Annotated in this window: 12 protein-coding genes; 5 read left to right on the plus strand and 7 right to left on the minus strand. The window is 72.6% G+C overall.

The window, feature by feature from the left end; genetic code table 11:
- Window positions 1–76: 76 nt before the first annotated feature.
- Entirely contained in the window at window positions 77–1846 is a 1770-nt protein-coding gene (locus tag ASF35_RS00440) for a helicase HerA-like domain-containing protein (protein WP_055961215.1), read from the minus strand.
- A gap of 49 nt (window positions 1847–1895) precedes the next feature.
- Between ASF35_RS00440 and ASF35_RS00445 the strand changes: the two genes are divergently transcribed.
- Both ASF35_RS00445 and ASF35_RS00450 read left to right on the plus strand, forming a co-directional pair.
- Window positions 1896–2198 carry a type II toxin-antitoxin system VapB family antitoxin gene (locus ASF35_RS00445; RefSeq protein ID WP_055961218.1) on the plus strand — a complete coding sequence of 101 codons (303 nt, stop codon included), beginning with the start codon at window positions 1896–1898 and terminating at the stop codon, window positions 2196–2198.
- Window positions 2195–2719: a LytR C-terminal domain-containing protein gene (locus ASF35_RS00450; RefSeq protein ID WP_055961222.1), complete on the plus strand. Its 525-nt coding sequence runs from the start codon at window positions 2195–2197 to the stop codon at window positions 2717–2719. Before ASF35_RS00445 ends, ASF35_RS00450 begins: the two co-directional genes overlap by 4 nt.
- Window positions 2720–2775: 56 nt before the next feature.
- Here ASF35_RS00450 and ASF35_RS00455 read toward each other — a convergent pair whose 3' ends face one another.
- The gene (locus ASF35_RS00455; protein WP_055961225.1) at window positions 2776–4266 is read right to left on the minus strand and encodes a potassium/proton antiporter; all 1491 of its coding nucleotides are present in this window, start codon (window positions 4264–4266) and stop codon (window positions 2776–2778) included.
- 94 nt (window positions 4267–4360) lie between these two features.
- Here ASF35_RS00455 and ASF35_RS00460 point away from each other — a divergent pair, with 94 nt between their 5' ends.
- A complete protein-coding gene (locus ASF35_RS00460; protein ID WP_055961228.1) occupies window positions 4361–5224 on the plus strand; it encodes a S9 family peptidase in 864 nt (287 codons plus the stop codon).
- Here the strand turns inward: ASF35_RS00460 and ASF35_RS00465 are convergent.
- From ASF35_RS00465 to ASF35_RS00480, 4 genes are all read right to left on the minus strand, one after another.
- Window positions 5166–5762 carry a hypothetical protein gene (locus ASF35_RS00465; RefSeq protein ID WP_055961231.1) on the minus strand — a complete coding sequence of 199 codons (597 nt, stop codon included), beginning with the start codon at window positions 5760–5762 and terminating at the stop codon, window positions 5166–5168. The two genes, ASF35_RS00460 and ASF35_RS00465, sit on opposite strands and share 59 nt — an antisense overlap.
- A gap of 659 nt (window positions 5763–6421) precedes the next feature.
- Window positions 6422–6799, minus strand: a complete 378-nt coding sequence (locus ASF35_RS00470) for a hypothetical protein (protein WP_055961233.1) — start codon at window positions 6797–6799, stop codon at window positions 6422–6424.
- The gene (aroQ, locus tag ASF35_RS00475; RefSeq protein ID WP_082480578.1) at window positions 6796–7251 is read right to left on the minus strand and encodes a type II 3-dehydroquinate dehydratase; all 456 of its coding nucleotides are present in this window, start codon (window positions 7249–7251) and stop codon (window positions 6796–6798) included. Before aroQ ends, ASF35_RS00470 begins: the two co-directional genes overlap by 4 nt.
- A gap of 28 nt (window positions 7252–7279) precedes the next feature.
- Entirely contained in the window at window positions 7280–8605 is a 1326-nt protein-coding gene (locus ASF35_RS00480) for a family 16 glycosylhydrolase (RefSeq protein WP_055961235.1), read from the minus strand.
- A gap of 194 nt (window positions 8606–8799) precedes the next feature.
- On the opposite strand from ASF35_RS00480, the gene ASF35_RS00485 reads away from it, so the two are divergent.
- Window positions 8800–9186, plus strand: a complete 387-nt coding sequence (locus ASF35_RS00485) for a universal stress protein (RefSeq protein ID WP_055961239.1) — start codon at window positions 8800–8802, stop codon at window positions 9184–9186.
- Window positions 9153–10547: an FAD-binding oxidoreductase gene (locus ASF35_RS00490; protein ID WP_235499083.1), complete on the plus strand. Its 1395-nt coding sequence runs from the start codon at window positions 9153–9155 to the stop codon at window positions 10545–10547. The genes ASF35_RS00485 and ASF35_RS00490 overlap by 34 nt, the downstream gene beginning before the upstream one ends.
- Before the next feature lie 36 nt (window positions 10548–10583).
- Here ASF35_RS00490 and ASF35_RS00495 read toward each other — a convergent pair whose 3' ends face one another.
- Complete coding sequence (locus tag ASF35_RS00495; RefSeq protein WP_082495274.1) at window positions 10584–12275, minus strand: acyl-CoA dehydrogenase family protein; 1692 nt, start codon at window positions 12273–12275, stop codon at window positions 10584–10586.
- Window positions 12276–12303: the final 28 nt, after the last annotated feature.

Genomic DNA, 12303 nt, shown 5'->3' on the forward strand with positions numbered 1-12303 from the left:
CGATCCACCACCGACACCGACCCCGGGACGCCTCAGGGTCCGTCGGGGTCGAGGCCGCAGCAACGGCGCAGGGAGGTCAGCGCCGACGACCGAAGATCCGCTTGCCGATCTCGCGGGCGATCACGCGGGACGCCTCGTCGAGGGCGGACTGACCGGGCTCGGACCGCCTCGAGCGGGTCGTGCGCCGGGACCGCGGTGCACGACCTCCCGACTCCCGTGCGATCCGGTCGGCCTCGCGCGCGACCCGCTCGGCCTCCTTCGACGCCTGCTCGGCCCGGGCGTCGGCATCGGCCTGGGCTCCTGCGGCGGCGCGGGCGGCGTCGATGGACTCCGACGCGGACGGTGGGTCGACGGGCGTGCCGTAGCGGGCCATGAGCGAGGAGGCCTGCACCGCGGCGGCGACGTGAGCGGCCGGCGCCGGATCCATCGAGCCCTGCGGTGCCCGCACCCGGGTCCACGCGACCGGCGTGGGTGCCCCCTTCTCGTTCATGACCGTGACGATGGCCTCGCCGATGGCGAGCTGGGTGAGCACCTCCTCCAGGTCGTACGTCGACGTCGGGTAGGTCGACACGGTGGAGCGCAGGGCCTTGGCGTCGTCGGGGGTGTGCGCCCGCAGCTGGTGCTGGATGCGCGATCCGAGCTGGGCGAGCACGTCGGACGGGACGTCCTTCGGGGTCTGGGTCACGAACACCACGCCGACGCCCTTGGACCGGATCAGCCGCACGGTCTGCGTGACCTGGTCGAGGAAGTCCTTCGAGGCGTCCTTGAACAGCAGGTGGGCCTCGTCGAAGAAGAACACCAGACGCGGCTTGTCGGCGTCGCCGACCTCGGGCAGGGTCTCGAACAGCGTGCTCAGCAGGTACAGCAGGAAGGTCGAGAACAGGGCCGGCTTGTCCTGGACCGACGGGACCTCGAGCAGCGAGACGATCCCCCTGCCGTCGGGCGCGGTGCGCAGGAAGTCGGACACGTCGATCTCGGGTCGACCGAAGAACACGTCGGCGCCCTGGTCGGAGAAGGCGATGAGCTCGCGGAGGATCACCCCGGCGGTGGAGGCCGAGAGCCCTCCCAGCTCCTTGAGCTCCGGCTTGCCGTCGCCGGTGAGCCAGGTGAGCACCGACCGGAGGTCGCCGAGATCGACCAGGGCGTGCCCCTTGTTCCTGGCGTAGTGGAAGACGAGCGCCAGCGACGACTCCTGGGTGGCGTTCAGACCCAGCACCTTCGACAGCAGCAGCGGCCCGAACGAGTCGATGCTCGCGCGGATCGGGACCCCCGTGCCGAGGCCGCCGAGGGTGAAGAACTCGGTGGCCGAGGCGGTCGGCTGCCAGGTCTGACCGATGCTCTCGCACCGTGCGGCCAGCTTCTCGTTCGGCGTGCCCGGGACGGCGATGCCCGAGAGGTCGCCCTTGATGTCGGCGGCGAACACCGGCACGCCCTGGGCGGCCACCTGCTCGGCGAGCACCTGGAGGGTCTTGGTCTTGCCGGTGCCGGTGGCTCCGGCGACCAGGCCGTGCCGGTTGAGCATGCCGAGCGGGATCCGGACCTGGGCTCCCGGCACGGCGACGTCGGCCTCCACGAGGGCGCCGATCTCCAGCACCGAGCCCTCGAAGGCGTAGCCGCTGCGCACGAGCTCCGCGTGCTCGCTCAGGTCGCCGGCGACGGCCGGCGCGGTCTGGGCCGGCGCGGTCTGGGCCCGCTGCTGCTCCTGCTCCGCGGCGGCGCGAGCGAGCTCGTCGGCGCGGCGCCTGGCCTCCGCGGCTGCGGTCTCGGCGGCGGCAGCGGCCTGCGCGGCCTCCTCGGCGGCCTGCTGCGCCGACTTCGGGGCTCCGACCTCGTCCGGGCTGCTCATGCCGGTCAGGCTACCGCTCGGCGACGGCACACCTGTCTACACTGACGAGGTGATCTTCCGGAGGGTGAACGACGGGCGGCCGTACCCCGACCACGGCCTGTCGCAGCGTGAGTGGGCCGACGTCTCGCCCAGCCAGGTCCGGCTCGCCGACCTCACCACCACCAAGACGCAGCTCGACCTCGAGAACCTGCTCGACGAGGACTCCACCTACTTCGGCGACCTGTTCGCGCACGTCGTGGCCTGGAAGGGCGAGCTGTTCCTCGAGGACGGCCTGCACCGTGCGGTCCGCGCAGCGCTCCAGCAGCGCGCCATGCTCCACGCCCGCGTCTACACCCTGAGCGGGTCCCGATGAACGCCCGCAGCGGTGCCGCCGGACCGCTCGTGCTGCTCGGCAGCGTCGTGGTGCTCGTCGCCGGGCTCTTCGTGGGCTTCCGCCTGCTGACCGCGTCGGCCGAGACGATCGACGCCGGGCCCACGTGCGAGACGCGCGTGGTCGCGGCCGAGGACGAGGTCACGAGCAACCTGATCACCGTCGACGTCTACAACGCCAGCTCCCGCGCAGGCCTGGCCAACCGGGTCAGCATCAACCTCCAGCGTCGCGGGTTCCTGGCCGGCGAGATCGGCAACTCCACGAGCAAGGTCGACGCCGACGTCGCCGTGGTGCTCACCAACGACCGCGACGACCCGCGGGTCCGGCTGGTGGCCGCGCAGTTCGGCTCCAAGGTCCAGTACGCCGAGCCCGACATCGAGGTCGACGGCGACTCCGTGACGGTGATCGTCGGCGACGACTTCAAGAAGCTCGGCAAGGACGTGCGCACGACGAAGAACGACCGCCGCTTCACGGTCTGCCTGCCCACCGTCCCAGCTGTCTGACCCAGCCGTCTGACCCAGCCGTCTGACCCAGGCGTCGTGCCCGCCGCCCGAGCCGGTCAGGGTTCCTCGCGGTCCCAGCCCGCGAGCCGACCGTGGCGCCCGACGGCGAGCAGCCGCTGCTCCGTGGCCTCGCGCACGTCACGCGTGGCCACGACCAGCAGGTCGTCGCCCCGGACCAGGCGGGTGGTGCGGTGCGGCACGAACGGCTCACCGTCGCGGACGACGAGCGAGACCGACGCGCCCTGCGGCAGCCGCAGCTCGCCCACCTCGACGCCGGCGAGCCGCGACTTCCTCGGGACGTGCACCTGCAGCAGGTCGGCCGAGATCCGTTCGAGCGGTGCCGCCTCCACCTCGACGTCGCGCACCTCGTCGTGGAGCACCCCGCACCAGCGGGCCAGCCGCGACAGGGGTGCGGCCTGGACGAGCGTGTAGACCACGACGGCCACGAACACGATGTCGAACAGGTCGCGCGAGCCGGGCACGTCGGCGGCGAGCGGGATGGTGGCCAGGATGATCGGCACCGCGCCACGCAGGCCGGCCCACCCCACGAACAGCTGCTCGCGCCAGCCCACGCGGAACCAGACCGCACAGCTGGCGACCGAGAGCGGCCGGGCCACGAAGGTGAGCACGGCGCCGACGACCAGACCGGTCCAGATGTGCCACAGGGTGAACTCCGAGGGGCTAGCGAGCAGGCCGAGCATGACGAACAGCCCGATCTGGGCGAGCCAGCCGACGCCCTCCACGAAGGAGCGGGTCGCCACGCGGTGCGGCAGCTCGGTGTTGCCGAGCACGAGGGCACACAGGTAGACCGCCGCGAAGCCGCTGGCGTGGCCCAGCACCGCGAGCCCGTACGCCAGGACGGTGAACGCGAGCACGATGAGCGGGTAGAGGCCCGAGGCGGGCAGCGCCATGCTGCGCAGCAGCCGGCCCGCGCCGAAGCCGACGACCAGGCCGACGATGCCGCCGACGACGATCTCGAACACGATCAGTCCCGCGAACGACGCGATGCCCCCGTCGGCGATCTGGCCTGCACTGATCGCGGTGACGAGCACGACGATGGGAGCGTCGTTGAGGCCGGACTCCGCCTCCAGCACCCCCTTGACGCGCGGGGTGAGCGGCACGGCTCGCAGCACCGAGAAGACCGCGGCCGCGTCGGTGGGGGTGAGGACGGCGGCGAGGAGCACCGCGATCTCCCAGCGCAGGTCGAGCACGTAGTGGGCCGCCAGGGCGACCACCAGCACGCTGACCACGGAGCCGAGCGTGGCCAGCAGCAGGCCCAGGCCGATCGACGGGCGCACGTGCTCCCAGCGGGTGGTGAGACCGCCCTCGGCGAGGATCAGGACGAGCGCGCCGAAGCCCATGGCCAGGGCCAGGTCGGCGTCGTCGAACTGCACGCCGAGACCTTCCTCGCCGATGAGCAGGCCGATGCCCAGGTACACCAGGAGCGAGGGGAGGCCGGCGGTGACCGAGAGCCGCACGGCGAGGATCGCGGCGATGAGGACGGCCGACCCGACGAGCAGGAACGCGTCGAGGTCGTGGATGTCCATCTCCGGGCCTCCCGCGCTCGCCGAGTGCTGATCCTATCGGCCGCCGACCGCCCGTTGACCTGCAGGGACGAGCTGCGTGCGGTGGGATGGACGGATGCGTCGACGTCGGTTCCTGTCCCTCGGCTCCGCGGTCGTCGGCTCGACGGTGCTGGGCGGAGGCGTGCTCGCGGCCTGCTCGTCCGGAGGCGGCCCCAGCGGTGGGGACGGCGGTGCGACGATGGGCTCCGTGGAGCGCATCACCTACGGCACCGACCCCGCGCAGTTCGCGGAGCTGACCCGGCCGACCGGCGAGTCACGAGGCGTCGTCGTCGTGATCCACGGCGGCTTCTGGCGGGCGGAGTACGACCTGTCCCTCGGACGTCCGCTCGCCGCGTCGCTGGCGGCGCAGGGGTGGACGGCGTGGAACCTGGAGTACCGACGGGTCGGGAGCGGGAAGGGTTCCGGCGGTGGCTGGCCGCAGACGCCCGACGACGTGAGCGCCGGCATCGACGCGCTGGCCGACGTCGAGGACCTCGACCTCAGCCGGGTGGTCACCCTCGGGCACTCGGCCGGCGGGCACCTCGCGGTGTGGGCCGCGGGACGTCAGCGCCTCGACCGCTGGCGCGACGCGCGCGTGCCGGTGACGGCGGCCGTCTCGCAGGCGGGCGTGCTCGACCTCGTGGGAGCGGTCCGCGAGGACCTGGGGGCCGGAGCGGTCGAGGCCTTCCTCGGTGCACCGGTCGCCGACGTCCCCGACGCCGATCCCCTGCAGCAGGTCCCGCTCGACGTGCCGGTGTGGTGCGTGCACGGTCGCGCCGACACGAACGTGCCGTACTCGCAGTCGCGCACCTACGTCGACGCGGCGCGGGCCGCCGGTGCCGACGCGAACCTCGCGCCGGTCGACGGCGACCACTTCGTCGTCATCGACCCGCAGAGCGAGGCGTGGGCGTCGACGCTGACCGTGCTCGAGGGGCTGTAGCGACCACGAGCCACGTCCAGCCCGCGGCGAGCAGCACCATGGAGAGCACGCCCCACGGACGGTAGACGTGCTCCTGCCAGAACATGACCGACCCGACGAGCACCAGGACGGCACCGGGCAGCGCCCGCACGACCCCGGCCCGGCTGGCCACCCCGACGGCCAGCGCGGTGGCGCCGATGTAGGCGTAGGACCCGATGGCCCCCAGGTCACCCGCCACAGGGAACACGATGCCCAGTCCGCCGGCCTCCGCGTCCTTGATGGCACCGCCGGCGATGCCGGCCAGCACGTCGAGGCTCGTGTAGAAGCAGGCGTAGACGTAGGCGAGCACGCCCACGACCACTCCGACCACGCGATCGTGGGTGCGCGCCACCAGCCATGGTCCGAGGGCGAGCAGCGGGAAGACCGGCAGCAGCACGGTGTGCATCATCTGCCAGTGCCCGGCGTCCTCGACGGTGAGCACGGCCGGGTGGGTCAGCCCCAGGACCGCCGTGAACAACGGCGGCACGGCCACGGCGACGATCATCAGGTAGCGGCTCATCCGCCCACGGTAGGCAGGATCGGCCCCTCCCGCCGAACGAGCGGGCCGGACCTGCGGCTGCGCCGCCTCCACTCGGGCTCGACCTGCAGCTGCGCTGGCTCCCCTCGGGCTGGACCTGCGGCTGCGCTGCCTCCGCTCCGTGCGGGCTCGGTTCCCCGAGAGGCCTCGACGGAACAGGGGCGCCTGGTGCGGCCGAGCACGCCGTCCATCGGTGGATCCTCCACCTCAGGACGGCTTCTGCGGTTGACGATCGACCGATGACTCCCCCGAGCGGTGACTTCTCCACCGAGTCACCGCCCGAGCGGTGCGTCCTCCACCGTCTCAGCGCTCAGACGGTGGAGAAGTCACCGGCGGTCCGCGGCATTGCCGTCATTCGGTGGAGAAGTCACCGCCCGGGACGGGACAGCGCGGCGGCAGCCCGCGAACCCTGCCCGATGAGCGAGGTGCCGCCCGGTCGAGGCCTTTTCGGAGACCGACCTGACGACGAGCCGCAGCAGCGCAGCCCCGACCCAGGACGCCCGGCCCGACCGAGCACGCCGCCCACCCGCCATCGGTGGATCCTCAACCTCAGGACGGCTTCTGCGGTTGACGATCCACCGATGCACCCCCGAGCGGTGACCTCGGGCGCAGCGCAGCCCCGGCGCGGGGAGCGACGTCGGTCAGGACTGGTCGTCGACCCAGCCGTGGGTGCGGGAGTGCAGCTCCGCGCAGACCGCCCGGTAGAAGCGCTCGACCTCGGGGCCGGAGAAGTCCGTGGCCCCGGAGAAGGTGTCGGATCGGGCCTGGAACCACAGCGCCGCACGCAGCAGCGCGATGCCCAGGGAGCCGTCGAGGTCCTCGCCGCGCTCCACCGCGTCGAAGGCGGGCCGGTACGCGGTCTGCACGATCGTCGCGGTCGAGGAGGACAGGAAGAACGCCGCGTCGAAGGTCTGGGCGAACCCGTGCAGCGCCGACCATTCCGCGTCGGGGCCGGGCACCCGCACCCGCCGCGAGACCGCCAGCTGCTTCTTGTGCGGGACGTTGCGCGGGCCGCTCACCGGGACTCCAGCTGCGCCACGAGCTCGCGCACGGCGCGGGCGTAGCCGTCGACCCCTTCGCCCACCACGGTCAGGGCGGCGACGTCGGTCAGGTACGAGAAGTGGCGGAACTCCTCGCGGGCGTGCACGTCGGACACGTGCACCTCGGCGAACGGGAGCGCCACTCCGGTGAGCGCGTCACGCAGCGCCACCGACGTGTGCGTCAGGCCACCGGGGTTGATGACGATGCCGGCGCAGGTGCCTCGCGCGTCGTGGACGGCGTCGATGAGCACACCCTCGTGGTTGCTCTGCAGCGCGCTCACCGCGTACCCGAGCTCGTCGGCCGTGCGCTCCACGAGCGCGACGACGTCCGCAAGCGTGGCGCTGCCGTAGACCTCGGGCTCGCGGGTGCCGAGCAGGTTGAGGTTGGGACCGTTGACCAGGAGCAGGCGGCGCGCAGACACGTCGTTCACGTGGTCACGCTATCGGGCCCTGCTCACCTCACTGCCAGACCCGCACGTGGTCGACCTCCATCGTCGCAGGGAGCTGCGTGTCCGACGTGGGCGCATTGGCTCCCGAGCCCAGCATCTGGGTGAGGTTGATCGTGTAGTCCTGGTCGAAGGGCTGGCCCTGGAGGAGCTGGCCCACGAGCGTGATCTTGTGGTCGAGGCAGACCGCGCCGTCGTACTCGACCCGGATCCGGTCGCGGTCCCACTCCAGCGAGTAGGTGTGCCACTGGGTGGGGTCCTGGACCATGCAGTAGTAGTTCGTGTAGCCGGGCGACGTCGTGGCGTAGTGCATGGTCGGGATGAGCCGGTCCGGGTACTGCGAGTAGAACTCGGCGATGTCCATCTCGCCCGAGCCGGCGACGTCCCAGTACTTCATCGTCTCCGGGAAGAGCCAGAGCGCGCTCTGCACGCCGGACTCCGTGGTGGTGGGCATCTTGGCCCGGATCTCGACGCGTCCGCGGTCGAGCGTGTACCGGCCCCAGGTGGTGACCGAGCCCGACGTGTAGCGGGTGGTCACGGTCTTGCCCTCGGCGGTGCACGTGACCGGCTCGTCCTCCATCCGCGTGGTCAGGCGCAGGCTGCCGTCCGCGACGCTCAGGTTCTCCGGGCGGTCGACCCAGCAGTCGCCGTAGGTGAGGCCGGTGGCCTCGCTCGTGGCGACGAGCCACTTGCTGCTGTCGAGGGCGTCGCCGTCGAAGTCGTCGCTGAAGGTGCAGCTCCAGGCCGAGCCGTCGGTCTTGAGCCGCGTGGGGCCGCAGGCGTCGGCGGACGCGTCGGACCCGGTGGTCGGGACAGGCGTCGGCGTCGGCGTCGGGGTCGGCGTCGGGGTCGGCGTCGGGGTCGGGGTCGGCGTCGGGGTCGGGGTCGGCGTGGGGGTCGGCGTCGGAGTGGGGGTCGGCGAGGCAGAAGGCTTCGGCGCGGGCTTGGCCTTCGCAGCGGCCACGGCGCGCGACCGCGCGAGCGAGGTGGCCGCTGCACTGGCGCTGGCGGTGGCCCGCTTCCTGGCCGTGACCCGTGCCCGCGAGAGAGCCCGCGACCGGGCCAAGGACGTGGCCTTCTTCTTGCTCGTGCTGGTCGCCTTGGCGGCTGCGACCGCGCGGGCGGTCCGTCGGATCGTCGCCGTGCCCCGGTACCCGTCGTGGACGGCCGACCGGGTCACGGTCGAGGTGGCGGTGGCGCTCTTCTTCGCCGTCACCGTGTACCGACGGGCGGCGTCGGCACTCGGCGCCACGAGCGTGGACATCAACAAGGCGCCGACGACGAGCAGGACGACACGTGTCGCCCCGCCCGCGCAGCGCCGCCTGACGGCGGTCTGCATGGTGTTCTCCCTCTGTTGCGGAACAACGCCCAACGCTCTGCGCGTCACTCGTGCCCTATGGCGGCCTCCCAACCACCACATGCGGACGTTGTCCCGGTTTCAATCGGGACTTTAGTCCTTTTCGGCCCCATCTCGCATCCCGATCGCGGAAGACGTTCGACCGGTACCGTGGAGGCAGCGCGAAGGAGGAGCGAATGACCACGATCGTCGTCGGATACGTCACCACGCCCGAGGGTGAGGCCGCCTGGACCTGGGGTGTCGAGCACGCTGCCGCCGTGGGCGCGAAGGTGGTGGTGATCGCCTCGGACACGCCCCACCCCGACGTCACGCCCGAGTCGGTCGTCGAGCAGCTCGAGTCGCGCCTGGCCGACGCCGGCGTCGAGCACGAGGTGGTGCACTTCGTGGGCTCCAGCGGTGCCGCGGACTCGATCCTCGACAACGCCCACCGCCACGACGCCTCGCTCGTCGTGATCGGTCAGCGACGCCGCTCGCCCGTGGGCAAGCTCGTGCTCGGCTCCACGTCGCAGCGGATCCTCCTCGAGGCCGAGTGCCCCGTCGTGGCGGTCAAGGCACCACGCTGACCTCCGCGCTCGGCCGCCTGCCCGCCGAGGTGGTGCAGACCGACCCCGACGTCGTGGCCGGGTTCGCGCACGACGAGGCCCAGCTGGTCGAGCGCGCGATGCCGGTGGCGGTGCTGTCGCCACGCACGACCCGCGAGGTCGCGGCCTGCGTGGTCGCGGCCGACGAGGCAGGGCTGGCGGTCGTCACCCGCGGGGCCGGCACCGGACTGGCCGGCGGCGCCAACGCGCCCGCCGGGTCGGTGGTCCTCAGCACCCGTCGGCTCGACCGGATCCTCTCGATCGACGTCGAGGAGCGCGTCGCGGTGGTGCAGCCCGGCGTGATCACCGCCGACCTGCGCACGGCCGTGGCCGAGGTCGGCCTGTTCTACCCACCCGACCCGGGCAGCGTCGCGATCTCCACCATCGGCGGCAACGTGGCCACGAACGCCGGCGGCATGTGCTGCGTGAAGTACGGGGTGACCGGTGACTACGTGCTCGGCCTGGAGGCGGTCCTCGCCGACGGACGCGTGATGCGCACCGGGCGACGCACCGTGAAGGGGGTCGCCGGCTACGACCTGACCAGCCTGCTCGTCGGCTCCGAGGGCACGCTGGGCGTGATCACCGAGGTCACGCTCCGCCTGCGACCCGCTCCCCCTCCGCCCTCGACCGTCGTCGCGACCTTCGCCGACCTGCAGGACGCCGGCCGGGCGGTGGAACGGCTCTCCGCCGACGCCATCGACCTCTCGATGCTCGAGCTCCTCGACGCCACCACGCTCGCGGCCGTCGACGCACACACCCACATGGGCATCGACGCCGCCGCGATGCTGCTGGTGCAGACCGACCTGCCCGAGGCGCAGACCACCGTGGAGGCCGTGCGCCGCATCTGCGACGCCTCCGGAGCGGTCGACGTGGCGCTCACCTCGGATGCCGCCGAGGGTGCGCAGCTGCTCGAGGCCAGACGCCAGGCGCTCCCTGCTCTCGAGCGCCTGGGCGACTGGCTGCTCGACGACGTGTGCGTCCCGCGGCGGGCCGTCGTCGACCTGGTCACCGGCATCCAGCGGGTCGCCGCGGACGAGGACCTGAGGATCGGGGTGTTCGGGCACGCCGGCGACGGCAACATGCACCCCACGATCATCTTCGACCGGCGCGACCCGGCCGACGTGGCGGCGGCGCACCGCGCCTTCGACGCGATCACCGCCCTGGCCCTCGAGCTGGGTGGGACGGTCACCGGCGAGCACGGCGTGGGCCGGCTCAAGTCCGGCTGGCTCACGCGCGAGCTCGACCCCGTGGCCCTCGACGTGCACCACGCCGTGAAGGCCGCGTTCGACCCCGCCGGGCGCCTCAACCCCGGCAACGTCCTGTCGCCACGCCCCGAGGGCTGAGCCGCGGCCACCGCCGCCCGGCCGACGTGGGAGGGCTCAGGAGGCGTCGGGGAGCGCGCGCTCGAGGATCGCGGCCGTGTCGACCCCGACGTCGAGCGTCCCGAAGGCCAGCCCGCCCTGCCCGCCGAGGCGCGACGAGCAGAAGGCGTCGGCCACGGCCGGCGTGGAGTGCCGCACGAGCAGCGAGCCCTGGAGTGCCAGTGCCATCTGCTCCACGAGCCGACGCGCACGGAACTCGATGCTCGAGAGGTCGGCCGTTGCCGCGGTGAGGTCGGCGCCCAGTCGGTCGGCCGCGGCATCGAGGTGGCGGTTCGCACCCTTCCCGAGCCCGATCTCGTGCATGAGCACGTCGGCCACGACCGGCTCCCGTCCGAGCGCGCGCAGGACGTCGAGCGCGTTCACGTTGCCCGAGCCCTCCCAGATGGAGTTGAGCGGGGCCTCGCGGTAGAGCCGCGGCATGCCCGACTCCTCGACGTACCCGTTGCCTCCGAGGCACTCCATGGCCTCGGCGGTGAAGGCCGGGCCACGCTTGGTGATCCAGTACTTGCCGAGGGCGGTGCCGATGCGCCGGAACGCCTGCTCCTGCTCGTCGCCCCGGAGCGCCCGGTCGGTGGCACCCGCCAGCCGCATGGTCAGCGACGTCGCAGCCTCGGACTCGACGGCGAGGTCGGCCAGGACGTTGCGCATGAGGGGCTGGTCGACGAGCAGCGCGCCGAAGGCGGAGCGGTGCGACACGTGGTGCCCGGCCTCCACCAGCGCCTTGCGCATGAGGGTGCTGGTGCCGGCCGCGCAGTCCAGACGGGTGCAGCCGACCATGTCGATGATGGTGCGGACACCACGCCCCTCGTCGCCCACGAGCCAGGCGACCGTGCCGTCGAACTCCGGCTCCGACGACGCGTTGGACCGGTTGCCCAGCTTGTCCTTGAGGCGGACGATGTGGAACGGGTTGCGCGTGCCGTCGGGCAGGATCCGCGGCACCAGGAAGCAGGACAGGCCGCCGGGCGACTGCGCGAGCACGAGGAAGACGTCGCACATCGGGGCCGACGTGAACCACTTCGCGCCGTGCAGCGTGAAGACACCCGGCTCGCCGGTGGGTCGGGCGACCGTGGAGTTGGTGCGCACGTCGGACCCGCCCTGGCGCTCCGTCATGCCCATGCCGGCGAGCAGGCCGCGCTTCGTCGAGGGGGTCCGCAGCCCCGGGTCGTAGATGCGCGACGTGAGCAGCGGCTCGTACACGGCGGCGAGCTCGGGCTGGTGGCGCAGCGCCGGCACGACCGCGTACGTCATGGTCACGGGGCAGCCGTGCCCCGCCTCCGTGTGACCCCACACGAGCCCCCTCGCGGTGCGGGCCGCGTGGGCGCCGGGCCGGTCGTCGACCCAGGCCGCGCCGCCCATCCCCTCGGCGATCGAGGTGCGCATGAGGTGGTGCCAGGCCGGGTGGAACTCGACCTCGTCCACGCGGTTCCCGTAGCGGTCGACGGTGCGCAGCTCCGGGTCGAACCGGTTGGCGTCCTCGGCCCACTGCTGGGCCTCGACCCCGCCCGCCAGCTGCCCGACGCGCCGGACGTCGGCCTCGTTCCAGCCGGCTCCCTCGCGGTGCAGGGCCTCCAGGAGTGCCACATCGGCGGAGGCGTCGTAGGGCGCGAGGGGCGGGGCCTGGTTGGCGTCCTGCACACCGGTCGGAGCAGTAGCGTGGCCGTCGGCGGCGGGGTACGGCGTGGTGGTCATGCACCAAGCATTGCATCATCGCTACAGT

The organism is Aeromicrobium sp. Leaf291, assembly GCF_001423365.1.
GTDB lineage: Bacteria > Actinomycetota > Actinomycetes > Propionibacteriales > Nocardioidaceae > Aeromicrobium.